This window comes from Aminobacter sp. 01T433 (assembly GCF_056398585.1).
Genome location: NZ_JBFTPR010000007.1, coordinates 401,842 through 425,661 on the forward strand (window position 1 = coordinate 401,842; position 23,820 = coordinate 425,661).

Annotated in this window: 22 protein-coding genes and 1 tRNA gene; 8 read left to right on the forward strand and 15 right to left on the reverse strand. The window is 61.2% G+C overall.

What is annotated here, in order from left to right; translation table 11 throughout:
* Positions 1-18: 18 nt before the first annotated feature.
* Positions 19-213, reverse strand: a complete 195-nt coding sequence (locus tag AC1DLV_RS15495; protein ID WP_476782763.1) for a hypothetical protein — start codon at positions 211-213, stop codon at positions 19-21.
* Between the two features lie 355 nt (positions 214-568).
* Between AC1DLV_RS15495 and AC1DLV_RS15500 the strand changes: the two genes are divergently transcribed.
* Entirely contained in the window at positions 569-1,291 is a 723-nt protein-coding gene (locus tag AC1DLV_RS15500) for a glutathione S-transferase family protein (protein WP_476800796.1), read from the forward strand.
* A 136-nt stretch (positions 1,292-1,427) separates the two neighbouring features.
* On the opposite strand, the gene AC1DLV_RS15505 is transcribed toward AC1DLV_RS15500, so the two are convergent.
* Positions 1,428-1,772 carry a DUF2147 domain-containing protein gene (locus AC1DLV_RS15505; RefSeq protein WP_476800797.1) on the reverse strand — a complete coding sequence of 115 codons (345 nt, stop codon included), beginning with the start codon at positions 1,770-1,772 and terminating at the stop codon, positions 1,428-1,430.
* 439 nt (positions 1,773-2,211) lie between these two features.
* Here AC1DLV_RS15505 and AC1DLV_RS15510 point away from each other — a divergent pair, with 439 nt between their 5' ends.
* The 3 genes from AC1DLV_RS15510 to AC1DLV_RS15520 all read left to right on the forward strand — a co-directional run bounded on the left by AC1DLV_RS15510 (position 2,212) and on the right by AC1DLV_RS15520 (position 4,786).
* On the forward strand, positions 2,212-2,478 hold the full coding sequence (locus tag AC1DLV_RS15510; RefSeq protein WP_476784883.1) for a sel1 repeat family protein: 267 nt from the start codon (positions 2,212-2,214) through the stop codon (positions 2,476-2,478).
* Positions 2,479-2,848: 370 nt separating this feature from the next.
* Positions 2,849-3,967 carry an ABC transporter substrate-binding protein gene (locus tag AC1DLV_RS15515; protein WP_476800798.1) on the forward strand — a complete coding sequence of 373 codons (1,119 nt, stop codon included), beginning with the start codon at positions 2,849-2,851 and terminating at the stop codon, positions 3,965-3,967.
* Positions 3,968-4,123: 156 nt separating this feature from the next.
* Positions 4,124-4,786, forward strand: coding sequence for a peroxiredoxin (locus tag AC1DLV_RS15520; protein ID WP_476800799.1), 663 nt, complete (start codon positions 4,124-4,126; stop codon positions 4,784-4,786).
* Between the two features lie 56 nt (positions 4,787-4,842).
* Here the strand turns inward: AC1DLV_RS15520 and AC1DLV_RS15525 are convergent, their stop codons facing one another.
* The 11 genes from AC1DLV_RS15525 to AC1DLV_RS15575 form a co-directional block, all read right to left on the reverse strand.
* Entirely contained in the window at positions 4,843-5,460 is a 618-nt protein-coding gene (locus AC1DLV_RS15525; RefSeq protein WP_476800800.1) for a YitT family protein, read from the reverse strand.
* Positions 5,461-5,564: 104 nt separating this feature from the next.
* Entirely contained in the window at positions 5,565-7,520 is a 1,956-nt protein-coding gene (locus tag AC1DLV_RS15530) for an acetyl/propionyl/methylcrotonyl-CoA carboxylase subunit alpha (protein ID WP_476836182.1), read from the reverse strand.
* Positions 7,521-7,534: 14 nt separating this feature from the next.
* Entirely contained in the window at positions 7,535-9,142 is a 1,608-nt protein-coding gene (locus AC1DLV_RS15535; protein WP_476800802.1) for a carboxyl transferase domain-containing protein, read from the reverse strand.
* 118 nt (positions 9,143-9,260) lie between these two features.
* Positions 9,261-9,644 (reverse strand): type II toxin-antitoxin system VapC family toxin, encoded by a 384-nt coding sequence (locus AC1DLV_RS15540; protein ID WP_476800803.1) that lies wholly within the window; start codon positions 9,642-9,644, stop codon positions 9,261-9,263.
* Positions 9,641-10,111, reverse strand: coding sequence for an AbrB/MazE/SpoVT family DNA-binding domain-containing protein (locus tag AC1DLV_RS15545; protein WP_476800804.1), 471 nt, complete (start codon positions 10,109-10,111; stop codon positions 9,641-9,643). Before AC1DLV_RS15545 ends, AC1DLV_RS15540 begins: the two co-directional genes overlap by 4 nt.
* A 7-nt stretch (positions 10,112-10,118) precedes the next feature.
* Positions 10,119-11,282, reverse strand: coding sequence for an isovaleryl-CoA dehydrogenase (locus tag AC1DLV_RS15550; protein ID WP_476800805.1), 1,164 nt, complete (start codon positions 11,280-11,282; stop codon positions 10,119-10,121).
* On the reverse strand, positions 11,248-11,892 hold the full coding sequence (locus AC1DLV_RS15555) for a TetR/AcrR family transcriptional regulator (protein ID WP_476800806.1): 645 nt from the start codon (positions 11,890-11,892) through the stop codon (positions 11,248-11,250). Before AC1DLV_RS15555 ends, AC1DLV_RS15550 begins: the two co-directional genes overlap by 35 nt.
* Positions 11,893-12,026: 134 nt before the next feature.
* The gene (locus AC1DLV_RS15560; RefSeq protein WP_476800807.1) at positions 12,027-13,136 is read right to left on the reverse strand and encodes a pyridoxal phosphate-dependent aminotransferase; all 1,110 of its coding nucleotides are present in this window, start codon (positions 13,134-13,136) and stop codon (positions 12,027-12,029) included.
* A gap of 224 nt (positions 13,137-13,360) precedes the next feature.
* Positions 13,361-14,236, reverse strand: coding sequence for a tyrosine-type recombinase/integrase (locus AC1DLV_RS15565; protein WP_476800829.1), 876 nt, complete (start codon positions 14,234-14,236; stop codon positions 13,361-13,363).
* Between the two features lie 312 nt (positions 14,237-14,548).
* Positions 14,549-15,694 carry a porin gene (locus AC1DLV_RS15570; protein WP_476800808.1) on the reverse strand — a complete coding sequence of 382 codons (1,146 nt, stop codon included), beginning with the start codon at positions 15,692-15,694 and terminating at the stop codon, positions 14,549-14,551.
* Between the two features lie 147 nt (positions 15,695-15,841).
* Positions 15,842-15,932: transfer RNA gene (locus tag AC1DLV_RS15575), tRNA-Ser, on the reverse strand.
* Between the two features lie 453 nt (positions 15,933-16,385).
* Between AC1DLV_RS15575 and AC1DLV_RS15580 the strand changes: the two genes are divergently transcribed.
* On the forward strand, positions 16,386-17,510 hold the full coding sequence (locus AC1DLV_RS15580) for a porin (RefSeq protein WP_476800809.1): 1,125 nt from the start codon (positions 16,386-16,388) through the stop codon (positions 17,508-17,510).
* 209 nt (positions 17,511-17,719) lie between these two features.
* Here AC1DLV_RS15580 and AC1DLV_RS15585 read toward each other — a convergent pair whose 3' ends face one another.
* Together AC1DLV_RS15585 and AC1DLV_RS15590 are read right to left on the reverse strand one after the other, a co-directional pair.
* Entirely contained in the window at positions 17,720-18,601 is an 882-nt protein-coding gene (locus AC1DLV_RS15585) for an alpha/beta fold hydrolase (RefSeq protein WP_476800810.1), read from the reverse strand.
* An 88-nt stretch (positions 18,602-18,689) separates the two neighbouring features.
* Positions 18,690-20,732 (reverse strand): lytic transglycosylase domain-containing protein, encoded by a 2,043-nt coding sequence (locus tag AC1DLV_RS15590; RefSeq protein WP_476800811.1) that lies wholly within the window; start codon positions 20,730-20,732, stop codon positions 18,690-18,692.
* A gap of 231 nt (positions 20,733-20,963) precedes the next feature.
* Between AC1DLV_RS15590 and dapA the strand changes: the two genes are divergently transcribed.
* The 3 genes from dapA to AC1DLV_RS15605 all read left to right on the forward strand — a co-directional run bounded on the left by dapA (position 20,964) and on the right by AC1DLV_RS15605 (position 23,285).
* On the forward strand, positions 20,964-21,845 hold the full coding sequence (dapA, locus tag AC1DLV_RS15595) for a 4-hydroxy-tetrahydrodipicolinate synthase (RefSeq protein ID WP_476800812.1): 882 nt from the start codon (positions 20,964-20,966) through the stop codon (positions 21,843-21,845).
* A gap of 154 nt (positions 21,846-21,999) precedes the next feature.
* Complete coding sequence (gene smpB, locus AC1DLV_RS15600) at positions 22,000-22,479, forward strand: SsrA-binding protein SmpB (RefSeq protein WP_476783580.1); 480 nt, start codon at positions 22,000-22,002, stop codon at positions 22,477-22,479.
* 47 nt (positions 22,480-22,526) lie between these two features.
* Positions 22,527-23,285, forward strand: a complete 759-nt coding sequence (locus AC1DLV_RS15605; protein ID WP_476800830.1) for a glycoside hydrolase family 25 protein — start codon at positions 22,527-22,529, stop codon at positions 23,283-23,285.
* Positions 23,286-23,820: the final 535 nt, after the last annotated feature.

Consider the following 23,820-nt stretch of genomic DNA (forward strand, 5'->3'; position numbering starts at 1 on the left):
GTGGTCCTGTTAATTCCCTTAATCACGCTGCAAGCTGATCAGCAGGACAAAGCCAACGCCGCCATTGCGGGCAGCAGGGGCTTCGATGGTCGAGCCCGAGTCGCCACGCAGCTGCGGCACAGCCAGCACCGGGGCGGCGAGAACCATCAGGATCAGCAAAGCCCGCGGCAGGAGCCGGAGGGTCTTGATGATCTGGGTTGCGGTGCGGGTCATGGGCGTTGGCTTTGCTTTTGGAGATCGGTTGATGTCGTTGCTTTTGTGGGCGATCAGTCCGTCTTCGACGACGTAAGTTCCCAGGAGCGGGCAGGGCGGCTGGTCTCGGCGACCAGGGTGGCAAACATGATCCCGAACAGGGCGCTGAGCAGACAGACGATGGTGAACCGGCGAGCGAGCATTGGTGTCTTCCCCTTCAATGGATCGGACTATGCCTGGCTGCGACTGAACGGGTTCTGAGACCTCCGTTCATCTTCGGTTCAAATTTATTGACGGACCTTAGTGTGTCCGCAGGGTTGTGTTTCGCCCTGCTACGCATATCTCCAGAGCATCGCTCACCAACGGAGACTGCGGAATGACCAGCCAGACATTGCCGATCGAACTCTATTACTGGCCCACGCCCAATGGCTGGAAGATCTCGATCATGCTGGAGGAACTCGGCGTTCCCTACACGGTCAAATACGTCAACATTGGCAAGGGCGAGCAATTCGAGCCGTCATTCCTCAAGATCGCGCCCAACAACCGCATGCCGGCGATCATCGATCCCGAAGGCCCCACGGCCGACGGCAAATGGGGCGGCGCGCCGATCTCGATCTTCGAGTCGGGCGCGATCCTGCAATATCTCGGACGCAAGTTCGGCAAGCTTTATCCGACTGACGAGCGTGGCCGCGCCGAGGTTGACCAGTGGCTGTTCTGGCAGGTCGGCGGTCTGGGGCCGATGGCCGGCCAGGCCCATCACTTCCGGCAATACGCGCCGGAGAAGATCGCCTATGGCATCGACCGCTACACCAATGAGGTCAATCGCCTCTATGGCGTGATGAACAAGCGCCTGGCCGATCGCGAATTCCTCGCCGGCGCCTATTCGATCGCCGACATCGCTTCGCTTGGCTGGGTCAAGCCTTACAAGAACCAGGGCCAGGACATCGAAGACTTCCCGCACCTCAAGCGCTGGTTCGAAACCCTCATGGCCCGCCCGGCGGTCATCACCGGCATCGCCATCGGCGAGGACCACCGCCGCAATCTCGCCGACGACAAGGAAGCCCAAAAGGTTCTGTTCGGCCAGAAGGCGAGGGCCTGAGCGAGTGGGGAATAGCGAGTAGCGAGTAGAAATTAGGGAGTGGCGTATCGCCTTCGGCCAGCCATTCCCTCACTACTCACTACTCACTACTCACTACTCACTACTCACTACTCACTACTCACTACTCACTGTTCTCTTACAGTTTCGACCAGTTCTGCGTCTTGCAGATCAGCCCGCCGAGCACGCAGCCCTTCATCTTGAGGCTGGAGCCGGCGAGGCTGGCTTTGCCGTTGTAGGTCTTGTCGTTGGCCGGGTCGGTGATCTCGCCCGAATAGGCGCTGCCGCCGTCGGCCTTGAAGGTGCCGATCTTCTTGCCAGAGTGCTTGCCGTCCTTCAGCGTGATGCAGAAGCTGCTGCCGCACGAAGCGATTGCTGCGATTGAGCCGGCTTCCGTCTTCCAGTTGCCTTCGATCGGATCGGCGTAGGCCGCACCGGCCATCATCACGGTGGCCGCCATGGCCAGGCTCATCTTGCGAAGCATTGAAATCCTCCCGATTGATATCTGTGTAATGGCGCTCTCCCACGCCTGACGTTTACGCAAACGTAAGCGTAATGCAGCCGCCGCGAAAGCGAAAGCGGTGCCGCAAGGGAAGCTGCGAGCATTTTTTGACGGCGCAAACGCGCCTCCGACATCCAAAAGTTCATCGATTGCAGCACGTGAATGCGTCGCGTGGTTATCAAAGACTTAGCCGCGCACCAGCGAATTTTCATCGCATTTTCTGCAAATTCCAACCGGCGCAAGGACTCCTATCCTTAACGAATTCCGAGCTTTACCCTTTGTTTTAGTTTTGTTTTCTTCGAGTTAAGCACGCCATTTAACGGCGGATTCAAAGCTCCACGGCATTCTCGAAAGCATCGAAAGGGCAGCTGCGGGGGACACCTCCGAGACTGCTCTCAGGAGACAGGCAGGGGATAAGAAAATGGCACGTTTCGAAATCTTTGAGGCTGGCTTCGGCGCGATGGGTTCCACCGCTCAGGCCGACATTCTTCTTGAATTGGGCATGATGTATGCGACCGGCCGCGATTGCGAAGTCGACGTTGTCGCCGCCCACAAATGGTTCAACATCGCCGCGATCAAGGGTTCTGCCCGCGCCGCTGAGCTGCGCTCGGAACTCTCCGGCTCGATGTCCAAGCTCGACATCGTCAAGGCGCTGCGCGAAGCGCGCGAATGGATGACGATGCACTGATAGCTTCTGCTTCCGGGGGGAAGATCGAGGTCGCCTTCATGGCGGCTTCCAACAAAAAGAGCGCGACGGTCTGAAGGACGGGCGAGGCGCGCCAGAAAGAAAACAAACAGGGCAGGCGAACTCCTGAGAAGGCCAAAGACGCCTCGCGGAGTTTCCACGAAAAAGGCCGCGACCGATCGAAACAAGATCGGCGCGGCTTTTTCGTTTTGGAATTGAACCGGCGGCTTATCGCCGGGTTGCATAAGCACGTGCAGGCACAATATCCTGGCGCCCATGCGCCAAGACAAGTCATGGCCGCGCTGACAGCTTTCGACGATTGCACGTGTGGCGCGAATCCGGCATGTCCTTCGCATCCAAGGGAGAGGAACCAATGCATTTGAAACGTTCTATTGGCGCATTGCTCGCGCTGTCGCTCAGCGCCAGTGTGGCATTCGCAGAAGATATCGGTATTGCGGTCGTCGGCCCGATGACCGGCCAGCTCGCCAATATCGGCGACCAGTTCAAGCAGGGCGCCGAAGCGGCGGTCAAGGCGATCAACGAAAAGGGCGGCGTCATGGGCCGCCAGCTCAAGCTTTCGGTCGAAGACGACGTCTGCGATCCCAAGCAGGCGGTTTCGGTTGCCAACCGCATCGTAGCCAATGGCATCAAGTTCATCGACGGCCATGCCTGCTCGGGCTCGAGCATCCCGGCTTCCGCCGTCTATGCCGAAAGCGGCGCGCTGATGATGTCGCCGGCCTCGTCGAACCCGATCATGACCGACGACGCTGCCGCCAAGGGCTGGTCGACGATCATGCGCCTGTACACCCGTGACGACGCCCAGGGTGCCTTCATCGGACCGTGGATCGCCGAGAAGTACAAGGGCAAGAACGTCGTCGTGCTGCACGACAAGAGCGCCTACGGCCAGGGTGTGGCCGATGCCGTCCGGAAGACGATGAACACCGGCGGCCTGCAGGAAATCCTCTACGAAGGCATCAATGCCGGCGAAAAGGACTATTCGGCGCTCGTCACCAAGCTCAAGGAACTGAAGGCCGACGTGGTCTATTTCGGTGGTTATCACCCCGAAGCCGGTCTCATCCTGCGCCAGTCGGCCGAGCAGGGCTTCAAGTTTCAGCTGATCATGCCCGACTCGATCGCCTCGCCGGAATTCTGGCAGATTGCCGGCCCCGCCGGTGAAGGCACGATGTTCGTGTTCCCCTCGGACCCGCAGGCCAAGCCTGAGGCCAAGGAAGCAATCGAGAAGATCAAGGCCGGTGGCTTCGTGCCGGAAGGCTTCACGCTGTTCTCCTACGCCACGATCCAGGCCTTCGCGCAAGGCATCGAGCGTGCCGGCACCGACGATCCGATCAAGGTCGCCGAGGCACTGAAGGACGGTAAGCCGATCAGCACCGTCGTGGGCGACGTTGTCTTCGACGAAAAGGGCGACCTCAAGAACGCCAGCTACGACATCAACCAGTGGCATGACGGCAAATACGCGCCGATCAAGCCGTAAGCCTGGTTTCTGCTAAATGCTTTCAATGGCCGGGCATGTCCCGGCCATTGTCGTTTTCACGGGCTTGGCGCAAAATAGCGAATTCGCACACGGACACTGAACACGGACCGTTCTAGCCGGCGCGAAGTGTGCGTCGAATTCAGGAGGAACCGACATATGAGCCTTCGTATCAATGACACCGCCCCGGACTTCAAAGCCGACACCACGGAAGGCCCGATCAACTTCCACGACTGGATCGGCGACGGTTATGCTGTTTTGTTTTCCCACCCCAAGGATTTCACCCCGGTCTGCACCACCGAGCTCGGCTACATGGCCGGGTTGAAGGCCGACTTCGCCAAGCGCAATGCCAAGATGATCGGCATTTCGGTCGATCCGGTCGAAAACCACCACAAATGGAAGGCCGACATCGAAAAGCTGTCGGGCAACAAGGTCGATTATCCGATGATCGGTGACCCGACGCTCGCCGTCGCCAAGCTCTACGACATGCTGCCGGCAAGCGCCGGCGACAGTTCGGAAGGCCGCACGCCCGCCGACAACGCGACTGTGCGTTCGGTGTTCGTTATCGGCCCGGACAAGAAGGTCAAGCTGACCTTGACCTACCCGATGTCGACCGGCCGCAACTTCGACGAGATCCTGCGCGCGCTGGATTCGATCCAGTTGACCGCCAAGTATCAGGTGGCGACCCCGGTGCAGTGGAAGCAGGGTGAGGACGTTATCGTCACCGCGGCAGTCTCCGATGAGGACGCCATCAAGCGTTTCGGCTCGTTCGAGCGCGTGCTGCCCTATCTCAGGAAGACCAAGCAGCCGACCGCTGGCTGATCGATCGGACAAGCACAGCTGAGAAGGCCGCGCTGCATGGCGCGGCCCTTTTCGTGTTAGCTCATGCCGACATAGCGGCCGGGGCGGTGGTTGATGGCGATGATCAGGTTGAGCACGGCGGCACCCACAACTGAGAGCGCGACCTTGTCGAGTTCGATGTAAAACAGCGACACGATCAGGATCGTGAGGTCGACCACGAGCTGGAAATAGCCGGCGCGGATGCCGTAATTGTCCTGCAGATAGAGCGCCAGTATGTTGAAGCCGCCGAGCCCAGCGCGGTGGCGAAACAGCACCAGCAGTCCCATGCCCATCAGCCCGCCGCCGGCAACTGCCGCGTAAAACGGGTTCAGATGCTCGATGCCGATCCAGTCGGGCGTCAGCTGCGACAGGACCGAAATCAGCGCCACCGCCGCGAAGGTACGCAGCGCAAACGGCCAGCCCATGCGCTTCACCGCGAGATAATAGAAGGGCAGGTTGATGACGAAGAACACGGCACCGAAGCCATAGCCGGTGACATACTGGATGAGCAGCGCAAGCCCAGCCGAGCTGCCGGTGATGAGCCCGGCATGGGTGTAGAGAACCAGCCCCAGCGCCACCAGCATCGTGCCGGTCAGCAGCGCTAGCACGTCTTCGTACTGCCTGTGCGGAACGGTGTCGCTGTTGGTGTCGGTCACGGGCTCGCCTGTCGATGATTGCTGCGGGCAGCACTAAAACATCAGTCCGAAAATCAAAACCGATTTCCGGGCTGTCTCATATGCATAATTCGCAATGGTGCAGGCTATTCCTCGAAACGCACCAGCACCGTTCCATCTGTCACCTGCGCGCCTTCGGTGGCGATCTCGCTGATCACGCCATCATGGGTGGCGGTGATGGTGTGCTCCATCTTCATCGCTTCAAGCACCAGGAGCGGCTGGCCCTTGCTCACCTTGTCGCCCTTGGCGGCGCGCACAAGCTTGACCAGCCCCGGCATCGGCGCCCGCATGCTCGACGTGCCTTCGCCGATCTCGGCAGCGCGGGCGAACGGATCGCTGATGGCGAAATCGAAGGAGCGCCCATTCTCGAACACCGTGACATGGCCCGGCCAGGCGGCGACGGTCGCACCAGCGTTTGTCGTCCCTGCCGCAAGCACGAAGGCCTCTCCGCCTTCCGGCCTGACATCGAAACGCCCGTCCGGTCGCGCGGTGATGTGGGCGACGATATCGACACCGCCAAATGAAAGCGTCGCCCGCCGGGCCAGCGGGTTGAAGTGGGCGTAGCCGGTGATATCAGACCAAGGATCGTCCGACGCAGCCGATGCCGTTGCTCCAGTCGCCGCCAAGGCGGCAAGTGCAATGGCCCGGCTGCCTGGCGCGGCAGTCGTGGTGAGTTCGTCCTGCTTGCGCCCGATCAGGCCGGTGTCGACATCGCCGGAGGCGAAGTCCGGGTCGCGGGCGAGGGCCGCCAGGAACGCCGCATTGGTCGTCGATCCCGCTACTTCCGTGTGGGTCACGGCCTCGGCCAGCGCCTCAAGTGCCGTGGCGCGGTCCGGCCCATGCGTCACCACCTTGGCGATCATCGGATCGTAGAAAGGCGAAATCGCATCGCCCTGGCGCACACCGGTTTCGACGCGGATTTCGGTGCCGGCAGCCGTTTCGGTCGGGAAACTGAGATGATGCAGCGTGCCGATCGCCGGCAGGAATCCCTTGGCTGGGTCTTCGGCATAGAGCCGTGCTTCGAAAGCATGGCCATCAAGTCCGATGCCGTCCTGCGTCAAAGGCAGTTCCTCGCCGGAGGCGACCCGAAGCTGCCACTCGACCAGGTCGACGCCGGTCACCATCTCGGTCACCGGATGCTCGACCTGAAGCCGCGTATTCATCTCCATGAACCAGAAGCGGTCGGGCTTGAGCCCTTCCGAGGCATCGACGATGAACTCGATCGTGCCGGCGCCCGAATATCCGATCGCCTTGGCGGCTTTTACCGCGGCTTCGGTCATCGCCGCGCGCAACTCCGGCGTCATGCCGGGGGCAGGTGCTTCTTCGATCACCTTTTGGTGGCGGCGCTGGGCCGAGCAGTCGCGCTCGAACAGATGCACTGCGTTGCCAAAATTGTCACCGAACACCTGCACCTCGATATGGCGCGGCTTGTCGACATATTTTTCGACCAGCACCCGGTCGTCGCCGAAGGCCGCCTTGGCCTCACGCCGCGCGCCTGACAGCGCGTCGGGAAACTCATCTGGATGGTCGACACGACGCATGCCCTTGCCGCCGCCGCCGGCCCGCGCCTTGATCAGCACGGGATAGCCGATCTCGCGCGCCTTGCTGGCCAGGATGACGATCTCCTGCGCTTCACCGTGATAGCCCGGCACCACCGGCACGCCGGCCTTTTCCATCAGCCGCTTGGCCGCATCCTTCAGACCCATGGCGCGGATCGAATCCGCCGACGGTCCGATGAAAACGAGACCGGCTTGCGTCACCTGGTCGACGAAGTCGGGGTTTTCGGAGAGGAAACCGTATCCGGGATGGATGGCTTCCGCCCCGGTCGCCTTGGCGGCCGCGATGATGGCATCGCCGCGCAGATAGCTTTCATTGACTGGCGAGCCGCCGATATGCACCGCCTCGTCGGCCATCGACACATGCAGCGCGCGCGCATCCGCGTCCGAATAGACGGCAACCGTCTTCACGCCCATCTTGCGGGCGGTGCGAATGACGCGACAGGCGATTTCGCCACGATTGGCGATGAGGATTTTCGAAAACATTGCTTGATCCCCCATCACATCCGGAACACGCCGAACTTGGTGTCGGCCACTGGCGCGTTGAGCGCGGCAGACAGGCTGAGCGCCAGCACCTCGCGGGTCTTCGCCGGGTCAATGATGCCGTCGTCCCAGAGCCGCGCCGACGAATAGAGCGGGTGGCCTTCGCGCTCGTATTTTTCGAGGATCGGCGCCCGGAATTCGGCCTCTTCCTCTTTCGACCATGTCCCGCCCTTGCGCTCGATGCCCTCGCGCTTGACCATGGCGAGCACGGTCGCTGCCTGCTCGCCGCCCATCACCGAGATGCGGGCGTTGGGCCACATCCACAGGAAGCGCGGCGAATAGGCCCGCCCGCACATGCCGTAATTGCCGGCACCGAATGAGCCGCCGATGATGATGGTCACCTTCGGCACCTGGGCAGTCGCCACCGCCGTCACCAGCTTGGCGCCGTCCTTGGCGATGCCGCCGGCCTCATACTTTGCGCCCACCATGAAACCGGTGATGTTCTGCAGGAACACCAGCGGGATCTTCCTTTGGCAGCACAGCTCGATGAAATGAGCGCCCTTCAGCGCGCTCTCCGAAAACAGCACGCCATTGTTGGCGATGATGCCGACCGGCATGCCATGGATATGGGCAAAGCCCGTCACAAGCGTGGTGCCGTAATTCTGCTTGAACTCGTCGAATTCCGAACCATCGACAACGCGCGCGATCACCTCGCGCACATCATAGGGCTGGCGCAGGTCGGCGGGGATGACGCCATAGACCTCTTCCGGCGCATGAACAGGCGGAATCGATTTCTGCAGGACCAGTCCGATGTCCTTCTTCCGATTCAGGTTTTTGACGATGCGCCTGACAATCGCCAGCGCATGCTCGTCGTCCACCGCATAGTGGTCGGCGACGCCTGAGACGCGCGTGTGCAGGTCGGCGCCACCCAGTTCCTCGGCACTCACGTCCTCGCCCGTCGCCGCCTTTACCAGCGGCGGGCCGGCCAGGAAGATGGTTGCCTGGTTGCGCACCATGACAGTCTCGTCCGACATTGCCGGCACATAGGCGCCGCCAGCCGTGCAGGAACCCATGACGCAAGCGATCTGCGGAATGCCAGCGGCCGACATGTTGGCCTGGTTGAAGAAGATGCGGCCGAAATGGTCGCGGTCTGGAAAAACCTCATCCTGGTTGGGCAGGTTCGCCCCTCCGGAGTCGACGAGGTAGATGCAGGGCAAATTGTTCTGCAGCGCGATCTCTTGCGCGCGCAGATGCTTCTTCACCGTCAGCGGGTAATAGGTTCCACCTTTCACCGTGGCGTCGTTGACCACGACCATCACCTCGGTGCCTTCGACACGGCCGATGCCGGCGATCAGTCCCGCCGATGCGATGTCGCCGCCATAGAGGCCCCAGGCGGCAAACTGGCCGACCTCGAGGAAAGGCGAGCCGGCATCGAGCAGCTGTGCCAGGCGTTCGCGCGGCAACAGCTTTCCACGCGAGGCGTGCCGCTTGCGTGCGTCCTCCGACCCGCCGCGCTCCACCGTTGCAGCCTTGTCGCTGATGTCAGCCACCAGCGTTCGCAGGCGTGCGGCATTGGCCTTGAAGCTTTCGGAGGAGGGCGAGATTTGGGAGCTAAGCGTCGGCATTTTTCCTCTTGGAGTGATACCCATGCGGTGCTGCGCCTGAGGCGCGAAGCAGTCATGGTGGGGTGCGAATCTAACGCACTAGCCTCGTAATTTCGGTGAAGTCCAGCATTGCTTCGACCTAGCGGATCAGTTCGATTTGGCAGCCGAGGTCGAGCGTGGACCAGATACGATCGGCTGTGACGGCAGTTGCATTCTCACGTATGGCAAGTGCCAGGCAGGCCCTATCGCCCAGCGAAAGCACGCCCTTTGGAGCGCGGCGTCGCAATAGGCCGGCTGCAATCGCAAGCTCCTGATTGAAATCGACCACGGTCAAATTACTAGCTTCGATGTAGCCGATCGCGACCTCGTCGGAGAAACCAAACTCTACGCATTTCGTGACAACCTCGGCAATGTTGACACTGCTTATCAGGGCGCCGTCCACCAGCGGCATTGCATGATCTTGTCCAGGCTCCCCAAGAAGCACGGCCAGTACCGCTGACGTATCCAGGACGAAGATGCTCACTTGTGATCGTCGTCCAGGGGAGGCAATCCGTGCTTTCTGCGCCAAGCGTCGGCTTCGGCGGCCTCTTGAGCAGCTTCTGCACGGCGCTCTGCTATCAGTTCGTCAACGACGCTTACCCCGGGGTTTTCCGCTTTGAGCTTTAGTGCCTCTGCCTGGACACGTTTCAAAGCTACTCCCTTGGAGACAATACGGAATTCGCCGTCAATGACGCGCGCCGTCACAGTATCGCCGGGCTTGACCATCATCGCAGCGCGCATGTCAGCGGGAATGACAATACGGCCACCGTCGCCAATCTTCAGTCTGACATATCCAACGGATGGGAGGTCTGTTTTCGGACCTTCGAACTGCTGCGGTTCTTCGGCGAAGTCATGCGAGGATGCCATGTCAGCCTCCATCAATGCATACGGATTGTGACACATGGTGCCGCTACTGGCAAATATCCAGTCTCTGCCATAGTCGAGGTACATTGGCAGGTCACGCCTCTTCCGCCATGATCTCGCGGCCGATCAGCCAACGCCTGATCTCGCTGGTGCCGGCGCCGATTTCGTAGAGTTTTGCATCGCGCAGCAATCGGCCTGTCGGGTAGTCGTTGATGTAGCCATTGCCGCCGAGCAGCTGGAGCGCGTCTAGCGCGCACTGCGTCGCCTTTTCGGCGGCAAACAAGACGCAGCCGGCCGCATCCTTGCGGGTTGTCTGGCCCCGGTCGCAGGCAGCTGCCACGGCATAGACATAGGCGCGGGCGGCATTCATCGTCGAATACATGTCGGCAAGCTTTCCCTGGACGAGCTGGAATTCGCCGATGGGCTGGCCGAACTGCTTGCGGTCGTGCACGTACGGCACAGCGACATCGAGGCACGCCGCCATGATGCCGATCGGCCCACCGGCCAGAACCACGCGCTCATAGTCGAGCCCCGACATCAACACCTCGACGCCCAGCCCTTCCTCGTGCAGTACGTTTTCGAACGGCACCTCGACATCGTCGAACACCAGTTCGCCGGTGTTCGAGCCACGCATTCCGAGCTTGTCGAGCTTTTGCGCCACCGAGAATCCCTTCATCGTCTTTTCGATGATGAAGGCGGTGATGCCGCGTGATTTCCTGTCGGGATCGGTCTTGGCATAGACCACCAGCGTATCGGCGTCAGGCCCGTTGGTGATCCACATCTTGGAGCCGTTGAGCACGAAGCGGTCGTTGTGTTTCTCGGCCTTCAGCCTGAGCGAAACCACATCCGAGCCCGATCCGCTCTCCGACATGGCGAGAGCGCCGACATTCTCGCCCGAGCACAGCTTGGGCAGGTATTTTGCCTTCTGATCCGGCGTGCCCCAGCGCTTGATCTGGTTCACGCACAGGTTCGAATGCGCACCGTATGACAGGCCGACCGAGGCGGAAGCGCGCGAGATCTCCTCAACCGCCACGACATGGGCGACGTAACCCATGCCCGAGCCGCCATGTTCTGGATCGGCGGTGATGCCAAGCAGGCCGAGCGCGCCAAGCTCCTGCCACAGATGCGCGGGAAATTCGTTGTCGCGGTCGATGTCGGCGGCAATCGGCGCAATACGCTCCTGTGCGAAGCGCCGCACCATCTCGCGCAGGCTGTCGATATCTTCACCAAGCCCGAAGTTCAGCGTCTTGTCGTACATGCCTGTCCTCCGTGTTTGGCCTGGCACCCGTCAGGCGCATGGTCATGGCCAGATAAGTAGCGGTCACTTCGTCGACCGACAGTCTTTCATCGGGACGAAACCAGACGATGACGCCGGTGATCATCTGGATGATCGCCATGGCGGTAAGTCCGGTGTCGTCGACTTCCAGCACGCCAGCGTCCGCGCCGTCGCGCAGGATGGTCCTGAGCTCCTTCTCGTAGGCGGTGCGGAGCTTGAGGATGCTGGTCAGATTATCGCGCGAAAGGCTGCGCAACTCCATGTTCGAGACATGGGTGGCGTGGCGGCGTTCGACGTGGAAACGGATGTGATTGGCGACAAAGGCGGTCAATCGAGCGACCGGCTCGTCATTGTCGGGTCGTGCGCTGTCCCATGTTGAGGCCAGCAGCTCCATGTGCTCGCGCATCAGCGTGTGGAGCAAATCTTCCTTGGTCGGAAAGTAGCGGTAGAGCGCTGCCGCCTGGACGCCGACTTCGGCCGCCAGCTGGCGCATCGTCACGGCCTCATAGCCATGGCGCGCGATCAGCTGCACGGCTGCGTCGCGGATAGCCGCTTCCGTCCTGCCTCCGTCCGAACCAGCCGTTCGCGCCATTCAGCCATTCCTCCCGAATGGCTCAATTAATAAAACGAACGTTTAATTAATTCAAGGGGCGTCGACCATGAATATGAGTGGGGGCGGCGCGGGCTTCGCCGCGCCGTCGATCAATTCAGGCTTTGCGTGCCGGTTCAGCCGCGCGCAGCGGCAATTGCGCCGGGCAATTCCTCGGCGAAAATGTCGATCTCGTGGTCGAGCCCGACGCTCACCCTGATGCAGCGGTTGAGCACCGGTGCCATCGGCTTGCGGATGAAGACATCGCGGGCCAGCAGGTTGCGCATTACGGAAAGTGCGAAATCAGCATCGCTGCCGCAGTCGATGGTGACGAAATTGGTCGCCGAGGGCAGGGGATTGAGCCCGTTGTCGCGGGCGATTGCGGCGATGCGCTCGCGCCCGGCCGCCACCTTGGCAACCACGTCGGCCAGATAGGCCTGGTCGGCAAGCGCTTCTTCGCCAGCGATCTGCGCCATGCGGCTCACGCCATAATGGTTGCGCACTTTCTCAAAGCTGGCGATCACCTCGGCATCGCCAAAGGCATAACCGCAGCGAATGCCGGCAAGCCCATAGGCCTTGGAGAAGGTGCGCATCCGCACGACATTGGGCCGTGAAACATCGACCGGCGGCAGCGCCGAAGCCGGTGCCGTCTCGCCATAGGCTTCATCGAGTATCAGCGTTGTCGTCTCCGGCAGTGCTTCGATGAAGCGCAGTATGTCGTTCGTTTCCCACCAGCTACCCATCGGATTGTCTGGGTTGGACAGGTAGACGATAGGCGCGTTTTCGCGCTTGACCGCGTCGAGCAGGCCCTGAAGGTCTTCCTTGTCGTTTTGGTAGGGCACCGGCACGACCCGGGCGCCGACACTGGCGACATGGAAATTGAAGGTCGGATAAGCACCGAGCGACGTCACCACCGGATCGCCTTCGGCAGCATACATGCGCACGATCAGATTGAGCAGGCCGTCGATGCCTTCGCCGACCACGACGTTGTCCGCGCCGAGCCCGAGGTGACGCCCAAGTGCGACCTTGAGATCGTAATTGTCGGGATCGCAGTATTTCCACATGTCGGCTGCGACCTCCTGCATGCGCGCAACGACGCGCGGCGAGGGGCCGAAGCCGCTTTCATTTGCGCCCATGCGCGCCCTGAACGGTCTGCCGCGCTCGCGTTCCTGAGCCTCGGGCCCAACGAAGGGCACGGTGACGGGCAGGGCGCGGATGACGGGAGTCAGAAGCGGGCGTGTGGTCATGGCAGCATACTCATTGGCGCGATCCGGCCCGAGCCGGGTTCGGAAATCTCGAAAGACTCGGCCTATACGACAAAATGGGCAGGGCAGCATGCGGTTTGTTGCTGTGGGTTGCCCTACCGAACCATGTCGCGCGAACTGACGGGCAATGCGTGCCGAAAACGTGGCTTTCACCCGCTTGGCGCTCCGTGCCCTTTGGCTGTCGCGCCCTTGAGGTGCATCCTGCGTCAGTGACGTTCCAGCACCACCACGCAGCGGTCGAGATCGTTGGTCGCCAGATGCGCATAACGCATCGTCATCGTCAGCGTCTGGTGGCCGAGCCACATCTGCACGCGGCGGATATCGATGCCGCCTTGTACCAGACGTGACGCACAGGTGTGGCGCAGGATGTGCGGCACCACTTGATCGTCGGCGGCGAGACCCACTTCGGCCTTGGCTTCATTCCATATCGCGCGGAACTGCGGCTGCGTGAGCATGGCGAATGGCCCCTTCGGGCGCGGTCCGCGCTCAGGCGGCCATTTTGCGGTTTCCCTGGCGCGCACAGTCAGCGGAATGGTGCGGCTGCGTCCGGATTTGGTGATCCAGAAGCTGACGCGCGTGTCTTGAATGTCGTTCCAGATCAGCCCGAGCGCTTCGCCAAGCCGGCAGCCTGTATCGACCAGGAACACCGAGAGCCGGTAGGCATCTTCACTGCGCGCCTTGATGGCGGCAAAGAGCCTGTCCTCTTCCTCGGGCTCGAGAAAGCGGATTCGTCCCGCCCGCTCCTTTTGGCGACGGAACTCCGGCAGGCTATGGACGTCTCCCATCTTATAGGCCTTGCGCAGTAGTTTGCTCAATGCGGCCATCTTTCGATTGATGGTCGCGTTGCTGTTACCGCGTTGGCGCAGGGAGCCTATCAGGCCGTCGAGCGTCTCCTGGGAAAAAGCGCTGAAGCGCTCGCCTAGAAGAATCTCGTCGATCTCGCCGAGGAAGGAGCTGACGTTGTATTTGTGTCTTCCGTCGTCCCATAGAATGTCTTTGTAGGACGCAAAAAGTTCTAAAACCCTAAACGACTTTACTTCTTTAATGGTATTAAAGTTGTAAGTTACCTTGCAGTTCGTCATCAGGGCGGCAGAATGATGGCCGCTCACAATATGGTCCTTTGAAGTTGCTTTCTTCATAAATCTTCCGGCAACCTTTCGACGAAAAGCAGCTAACGCTACTCCACGACGGGGTGGCCGGCAAGCCGACGACAGTTCTCATACAATTCTTGGCAATCCGGCAGGGGCAATGATTCCGGCTTCGGATCGTGCTTGCCTACAACGTCCTTCCATCTCCTTTGGTCGGTTCGATATCCCGACGTTGCCGCCGGTAGAGAAACGACCCGGGTCTCTCGCGAAACCCGGGCCGCCTTTTTTGCTTACAACGTCAGCAGATTAGAACGCTGCGTCGAGGCGGAGGAAGCCGTTGAAGCCGCCACCCTGGCCGAAGTCGTCGAAGGTGTCGCCAGCGAAGTAGTTGAGGGCGAGCTTGGCATCGAGGTTCTCGACGATGTTGTAGTCGATGACTGCGCCGATCGAGTAGTCGTTAGCGCCGTCAGCCGGGATGCCGCCAACGTTGTCGTCGTGCGCATCAGCGAAGTACTGACCGCCGAAGCCGACTGCCAGCTTCTGGTTGACCTGGTACTTCAGGTAGCCAGCGATCGTCCAGGTGTAGCCATGGTAAGGACCAGCTCCTTGCAGGACTTCGGTGCCGCCGATAGCGTTGACGGACCAGAAGGTCGGGGCCGACTCGTAGCCTGCGAGCAGCTGCAGGGTGAGCGCATCGGTTGCCTTGATGTTGGCGATGCCCTTGAGAGCGAAGCCTTCGTAGGCATTGTCATAACCAGCATACAGGTTGAGCGAACCCCAGCCCTGCGTGATGGCAACCTTACCGGTGATCAGCGGGACGTAGTCGAAGTTGTTCGACTCTTCTTCCAGGCCGAGCGACACAGCGATGCCGTTGCCGGCGTCGAAAGTGTAGCGGATCTGGTTGATGCGGTCGCCGCCGCCCGAGTCGAACTCGCCATCGAGATCGCCATCGAACAGGGTGTCGGTGTGACCGACGAGCAGGCCGCCGAGCTCGAAGTAAGCATGACGGAGGGCCGTGCCGGATTCGCCGTTCACGCCGAACCATTCATCGTTCTCTGGCGTAACGACAGCGCCGGTGACCGGATCGATGACTGCGTCGTTGTGCACCCAGCCGCCATTGTTCTGGGTGCTTGCCTGGAACTCGATGTAGCGGCGGAACGTGCCGTATTCGGTTTCCGAACGAGCATCGAGCTTCAGGCGCATAAGTGCCTGCTTGCTCCAGCCGTCGTCGAGAGCGTGCTCGGCAGCGTTGATCTGGTAACGGACGAGGCCGCCGATCTTGAGGCAGGTCTCGGTGCCCGGGATGTAATAGAAGCCCGCGCCGTAAACGTCGCAGATGCGGACGTATTCCATGGGTTCCGGCTCAGCGACGACGACAGCGTCGGCCGCACGAGCGCCGGAGACTGCGAGCAGAGCCGCAGCGGAGCCGAGAAGAAGGCTCTTAATGTTCATTTTCTGACCTCCAGTCAGAATCGCGACCGAAAGCCGAAAAACGCGTCTGTAGAGACGTGGAAACGGAAACGCGTCGCTGGCGATTGGATCGCAAGCGATTGAAATATTTGATGATTTTAGATTTCTCTGGAGGTGGCAGCCTGAGGCTGGCGGAGAGGATGGGATTCGAACCCACGAGAAGCTTTTGACCTCTACTCCCTTAGCAGGGGAGCGCCTTCGACCACTCGGCCACCTCTCCGTTGCGCCGCTGGATAAAGAAAAGAAGCGGCACAATCAACAAGCCTTTGCGACAATCTACATAAAAAGCGTCGCCTGGTGGTCGCAGCCAACGAATCGTCGGTGTCTGTGAAGCGCCAATGGACGCCGGATCATTCACGACTCGTCGCCCTGACATCTAGGGGTAGATGCGTTGCGGAGCGTGAAAGCCACCGCCAAATGGCGCCATATCTTAATGACTTCTTTATGGGGGGCATCAAATCGTGTCTTTTGTGCAACAACGCCTGGCGATAGCGCGCCGACAGCCCCTTGCGGATTGCGTTGGTTGTTGAACCGCAGCGGCTCATGGGTAATGTCGGTGTCGAAGAGGGAGCGCGGTGCGCATCTTTTTCAAACGGGGATGGGGCAGGGAACGCTGTCCTTCAGCAAAAAATACCCAGACCCTCTTATGAAACTTTTGACTGGAGGTCAGAAAATGAACATTAAGAGCCTTCTTCTCGGCTCCGCTGCGGCTCTGCTCGCAGTCTCCGGCGCTCGTGCGGCCGACGCTGTCGTCGTCGCTGAGCCGGAACCAATGGAATACGTCCGCATCTGCGACGTTTACGGCGCGGGCTTCTATTACATCCCGGGCACCGAGACCTGCCTCAAGATCGGCGGCCTCGTCCGTTACCAGATCAGCGGTGCTGAGCACGTTCTCGACGAAGGTTGGAGCAAGGGTGCGCTTGCCCGTCTGAAGTTCGACGCCCGTTCGGAAACCGAATACGGCACGTTCCGTCGTTACATCGAGTTCCAGGCGAGCATCGGCGGCGGCGGCTGGAATACGGACGCTAAGGGCACTGAAAGGGATAATTCTGGCGAGTTCTGGAACGGCGTCAAGAAGGAAGACGGCACGGCTCTGCGTCATGCCTACTTCGAGCTTGGCGGCCTGCTCGTCGGTCACACCGACACCCTGTTCGACGGCGATCTCGATGGCGAGTTCGACGCTGGCGGCGGCGACCGCGTCAACCAGATCCGCTACACCTTCGACGCCGGCAACGGCATCGCTGTGTCGCTCGGCCTGGAAGAAGAGTCGGACAACTTCGACTACGTGCCGCTGGTCGTCGGCAAGGTCGCCATCACGCAGGGCTGGGGTTCGCTCAACCTGTATGGTGGTTATGACAATGCCTACGAAGAGTTCGCCCTCAAGGCGATCGCCAACATCAAGGCAACCGACGCTCTCACCCTGCAGCTGCTCGCAGGCTACGAGTCGGGCCCGACCTTCTTCTCGATCAACCCGACCGGTTCGATCGACTCCTTCCAGGGCGGCGTCTACAACGGCTACGCTTGGACGATCGCTGGCTACCTGAAGTACCAGGTCAACGAGAAGCTGGCAGTCGGCTTCGGCGGCCAGTACTTCGGCGATGCACATGACGACAACCTCAGCATCAACAATGGCGGCTTCAACGACTACTCGCTCGGTGCGGTCATCGACTACAACATCGTCGAGAACCTCGATGCCAAGCTCGCCCTCAACTACTACGGCGGCGACAGCTTCGATAACCTTCCCGAGGGCAATGGCGGCGGTTTCGCTGGCTTCCTGCGCCTCGACGCAGCATTCTAATCAGCTCTAGAGCTGATCTGAGGAAAACCCGGCGGGCAACCGCCGGGTTTTTTCGTTTTGGTGAAACGACGGCTGTGGTGGCGCCGAATGTCCCGGTCGCCAGGTTTTCGGGCGTCTGCCGTCCTGAACAACAACGTCCGGGCGCCATTGCCGGGTCTTTGGTCCTGAAATCGGTAGGCTACTCTACCTTCGCGAGCGGCCGACCCTGCCTAGGTGTCCGCTCTGCGCAAGAAGTTGGAGATTGTTGCGGGCAACACCCCCGTCTCCAGAAACGGTGCGTGGCCTTGGCCCACGACCGTCATCGATTCGAGCCCCTGATGGCGCTGGTGCATTTCCTCGATGGTTGCAGCTGACAGCAGCCGCGAATTCGCGCCGCGGATCGCGAGCATAGGCACTGACGTGAGGGCTGCGAACTGCGCCCACAAATCCGACAGCGGCTGGGTGAGGTCCATCGCCAGCACTGTGTTGATCAGTGCGGGATCGAAGTCGGCGACCGGCTTTCCATCCTCGCTGCGATAGACGGCGCGGACGAAACGCTGCCAGTCGGCCTCCGTCAATGCTGGGAAAGCTTCGCCGTGGAAGGCTTTTTGGATCCGCACCGCATCAGTGAAATCAGCCGGGCGAGGCGCGTTCTCCAGATATGAGCGAATATGGGCAAGCCCGGCCGGCTCGATCACCGGGCCAATGTCATTGAGCACGACAGCCTTGATCAGGGGAGGGCGTATCGCGGCGAGAACGTGGATGATCAATCCCCCGCGCGACGTCCCAATGAAGGCTGCTTGATTGATGCCGAGTTGGTCTAGGCCAGCAATGACATCGGCTGCTTCCATCCCGACATTGTAGTTTTGCCAATTGGCGTCGTAGGCCGATTGGCCACGACCGCGATAGTCGAAGCATATGATTTGACTTGGGTTTTCGGAATCGCTTGCAAGGTGAAGCGCTAGTTCGTGAAAGTCGCGGGCGTTGCGGGTGAGGCCGGGCAGGCACACGACCGGCAGGCCAGGATTTAGGGCGCCATAGATTCTCGCGTGAAGCTTGAGCCCGTCCTGAGACTCATAAAAGTAGTCCGAAAAGCCGTCTTCGCTGCCCATCGCGCTCTGCCCCCGCACAAGTACTTGTCGCCCAGAACTAGTTACCGAGGCGGTTGCGGGAGGTCAAACAGAGGGGCCGAAAGCCGCGTCAGCGGCCGTTCACCAGGTCGCCATTGATGTCGTAGTTGCCCGACAGCCGCATCTTGTAGACCTGATAGTTCTCCATGACGCGCTGGACGTAGCTGCGGGTCTCGGAGAATGGGATGCGCTCGATCCAGTCGACGACGGCGTCGAGGTCCTTGCCGCGCGGGTCGCCGTAACGCGCGATCCACTGGTCAGCGCGGCGCGGTCCGGCGTTGTAGCCGGCGAAGGTCAAAATGTAGGATCCATTGAAGCGGTTGAGCTGCTGGCCAAGGAAAGTCGCGCCCAAAGTGGCATTGTAGGCAGCGTCCGTGGTGAGGCGATCTTGCGAATAGGCCATGCCGGCCTTCTTCGCCAAATCCTTGGCTGTACCAGGCATCAATTGCAGCAGCCCGCGCGCGCCGGCACCCGAAACGGCCGAAACCTTGAACTCGCTCTCCTGCCGCGCAATCGCGTAGGCCAATGCCTTGCCTGAGCCCGAAATATTGGCCGAGGCGGGGATCACGCCGATCGGATGCGACAAGGCACCGATGTCGAGACCGCGCTGTGCAGCGATCTTGCCGACGCGCAGCGCCAGATAATGATTGCCTTGCTTTTCCGCCATGACAGCCAGAAGCGCCATTTCGCCGGGGCTATTTAGCTGCGCGGCGAGGTCGCGGTAGAGCATCTCGGCGTATTGCGCATAGCCTGAGCCTTCCAGTCGCGTGATCGCGCTGACGGCTTCACGCTGCGAAAATGTCTGGCGATCGGCGGCGGTCGGCGTGGGATAGGCGACGTTGAGCGCCTTGCGGCCGATTCGTTCGGCGGCGAGCTGGCCGTAGAAGGTCGTGCCGTAGGTCGCGGCGCGCGCGTAATAATCCTTCGCAGTACCCGGTCCACCAGCTTCGGCGGCGCGGCCAAGCCAGTAATAGGCGCGTGACAGCGAGATCGGGCTGCCGGCTATCGTGGCGATGCGCTCGAAGTGGCCCGCAGCAAGCTTGGCGTCGTTGAGGCCGCGCAACGCATACCAGCCGGCGTGGAATTCGGCATCGGCCGCATTGGTCGGGCTTTCAGCCGAATGCGCGGCGGCGATCCGGTAGGCGGTCTTGACGTCGCCCTCATCGAGCAATTCGCGCGACAACACGCGCCGTTCCATCCACCAGGCGTCGGGATCGACAAGTGCCGCGCGGTCCTTCGGAGCCTTGAGCATGACGGCAGCGGCGTCGGTGAACTTCTCTTGCTTGCGCAGATAGCGCGACTTGGCGAAGAAATAACCCGCCGAACGCTGGTTCACTGGTACGGCTTCGAGCAGTGCTGGTGCCTTCTTGTCGCCCTTGATCACGGCAATCCAGGCGTCGGCCAGGGCCTTGGCGCCAGCAAGGTCGGCGATGCGGACGGCTGAATTCACCCGGTCGGCATAAAGCATCTTTTCCATGCGGACGCGGTGGTCTGCGGCCGGGATGAGGCTGCCGAACTCCTTGATGACAGCCGCTTCGTCCTTGGGCTCCAGCTTCTCGTTGCGCCAATAGGGCTGAAGTACGGCAAGCGCCGCCTTGGCATTGCCGAGCGCCATCTGGGCGCGGGCGAGCAGCAAAGCACCTTCGATCGTTTGCGGCTCACTGCCGGCGAAGGCTGAAACGACGATGTTGGGGCCTGGGTTTTCGCGCGCCATGGCGCGTTCGCTGTTGCGGCGAAGCGTGGCGAGGCCCGGCCAACCGGGCAGGGCCTGTGCTGCGGCTGCGATGTCGGCACTCGGCACCTGGTCGCCGCCATTGATGGCAATCGCCCACATCAGGATGTGGCGGTCGAGCGCGGTCGCGGGCAGGGCATCGCGGATGGCCCGCGCCTGCGCCAGATCACCGCTTGAAAGCGCGTTGAGCCCGTTCTTCAACTGATCGATCGTGCCGAAGGCGGCACGCACGGCATCCCCCTTGCCGATGCTGGCAAAAGGAAGCGCCGACGTCGCCTGCGGGTCAAGGCTGGAACTGCCGGCGGGGACGGGCGCCAGGGCAATAAGGGCGCTCAAAAGCGCTATATGAAGCGGCCTGGCAGCCGGAATGATCCTGGTCATTCCATATCCTTGAAGGTGACAGTCAGAGGCGTGTGTGGCGAGCCTAGGTTGATCTGGTGAAGAGCGGGTTAATGAAAGGTTAGCGCGGTCGTTCGATTCCAAGCCATATAAGTGCCCACCACACTTGCCGCAAATTGGTGTCGAGACTATGGTGCGCCGCCCTGCTTTCGGCTAGAAAGCCGGCAACATCAAAAAGACCGCGAAACCGTAGGGTTCCTGGAGTTGGACGACATGCTGAGAGGCTCACTTACCGCGCTCGTGACACCATTCGACAAGAATGGCCGTCTCGACGAGAAAGCCTTTCGCGAACTCGTCGAATGGCAGATCGCCGAGGGCACCACTGGTCTTGTGCCGGTCGGCACCACGGGCGAGTCGCCGACGCTGAGCCATGACGAGCACCGCCAGGTCGTCAAGATCTGCGTCGAGGTTGCGCGTGGCCGGGTGCCGGTTGTCGCAGGTGCTGGTTCAAACAACACCGAAGAAGCGATTGGCCTGGTCAAGTATGCCGAAAGCGTCGGCGCCGACGCGGTGCTGGTCGTCACGCCCTATTACAACAAGCCGACGCAGCGCGGTCTTTACGCGCATTTCGCAGCCGTCGCCCAGGCAACCACCTTGCCGCTCATCATCTACAACATCCCGCCGCGCTCGATCGTCGACATGACGCCCGAGACGATGGGGCGCCTCGCGCATGACTACAAGAACATTGTGGGCGTCAAGGATGCGACCGGCAAGGTCGAGCGCGTCTCCGAGCAGCGCATCACCTGTGGCAAGGATTTCATCCAGCTGTCGGGCGAGGATGCGTCGGCACTCGGCTTCAACGCCCATGGCGGCGTCGGTGCCATTTCGGTGACGTCGAATGTCGCGCCGCGCCTGTGCGCCGAGTTCCAGCAGGCAAGCCTGGCCAACGACAAGGACAAGGCGCTCGAACTGCAGGACCGCCTGATGCCGCTGCACAAGGCGATCTTCATCGAACCCGGCGCTTCGGGTGCCAAATACGCGCTGTCGCGCTTGGGCAAGATCGAAAACGTGCTGCGCTCGCCGCTGATGACCATCGAGGCGTCGACCGCCGAAAAGATCGACGCGGCGATGAAGCACGCTGGCCTCATCAACTGAGCCGCGCGAAGCCCTTTGGGAACACCCGCTTTCGCGGTCATCTGAAGGCGTCTTCGCGCTGCCGTGTTCGCGGCGGATATTTCGCCGTGCTCCGGCTCTCGGAAACACCAACATATGACTCGCGCACGCGAGTTGCAGAACGGGCCTCAATATCATGAGCCAGGGCAAGAAGTCCGATCCCAACAACATGGTCGCCGCGGAAAACCGCAAGGCGCGCTTCAACTATGAAGTGCTCGACACGCTCGAGGTTGGCATGGTGCTGAGCGGCACCGAGGTCAAGTCGCTGCGTCTGGGCCAGGCCAACATCCAGGATTCCTACGCCTCGTTCGAAGGCGGCGAACTCTGGCTGATCAATTCTTATGTGCCGGAATACCTGCAGGCCAACCGCTTCAACCACGAGACGCGGCGCCGCCGCAAGCTTCTGGTCAACAAGCGCGAGATGGCCAAGCTCGCCCAGAGCATCGAGCGCGAGGGCATGACGCTCGTGCCGCTCAAGATCTATTTCAACGATCGCGGCATGGCCAAGATGCTGCTCGCCGTCGGTCGCGGCAAGAAGCTGCACGACAAGCGCGAGAGCGAAAAGCAGCGCGACTGGAACCGCGAAAAGGGCCGTTTGCTGAAAGAGCGGGGGTAGGGCTGCCTGCTTGGCTGACCGCCTTCATATTGGCCTGATTGGCGGCGATGTCGATCTTCAGAGATAGCATAGCCAAGGCTTCATTGATGCTTCGCCGTTCCGTTGCGATCGTTCTACTGTGTTGCGTCATTGCAGCGGCCGGCTACCTCTATTTCAAAAGTTTCTCACCGGATCGCCAAAGATATCCGGTTCGGGGCATCGATGTTTCGCATCATCAGGGCGATATCGATTGGGCACGTGTTGCGGCCGACGATGTGGATTTCGCCATCATCAAAGCGACCGAGGGTGGCGACCACAAGGATAGGCTTTTTGCTGCCAATCTGGCTGCTGCGAGAAAGGCAGGACTTGCCGTCGGCGCCTATCACTTCTTCACCTTTTGCAGGCCCGGCGCCGATCAGGCACGAAACTTCATCGACACCGTGCCGTTTGACCCATCGCTCCTGCCGCCGGTCGTCGATATCGAGTTCGGCGGCAACTGCCCGCGGCGCCCGACCGTCGAGCAGTTGAGAGCCGAATTGGCCGCCTTCCTCGCGCCCGTCGAGGCTTCGTTCGGCAAGAAAGCGATCGTCTATCTGATCGGTGAAGCCGCTGATGCCTATGCTCAAGCAGTGCCGGAGCGGGAGCGCTGGGTGCGGTCGCTGATCCGGCATCCCGGTCACGAGGACTGGACCTACTGGCAATACCATAACAAGGGTCGCATCGACGGGATCGATGGCGATGTCGACCTGAACGTTCTTCAAGGGACGCTGTCGCGATTGACCGATCCGTTGGCGGCAACAACCGCCCAAGAGGGGGCGTTCGAGTAGAGGCGGGTTGGATCCACGCCCGGCCCGATGTTGCTTGCCGTCGGTCGTGGCAAGAAGCGGCACGACAGGGGCGAGACCGAAAAACGGCGCGACTGGAACGCGAAACGGCCGTTTTGAAATGGCGGCGTTGAGGGCGAAATTTCCCTCGCCCCGTTTACGGGGAGAGGGTGGCCCGAAGGGCCGGGTGAGGGGCAGGGCCAACCTTTGCAAGTTCGCGCCGCCCCTCATCCGCCTGCCGGCACCTTCTCCCCGTATAGTGACGGGGAGAAGGGAGCACACTTMTTCACCGCCACGCTCGCTTTCGCGCCTGGCCWTTGTCAAAGARCACTCYCTTKCAGGAGGTAGTTCGGGAAGCGGGGCGCGAGGCCGTGCCTTCCGATAGTATTTATGTGGCGCGACGTTCGCGCCCCGCTCGGTGTTCTTGCCCCGCTCAGTCGCCTCGGCTTTCACCGCCAGCCGCCGCAAGGCCCGGGCTTGGGGGCTCATCACCCAGCAGGAGAACCGACCTCCCACCAGCCCGGCACCGGCGCTTCCC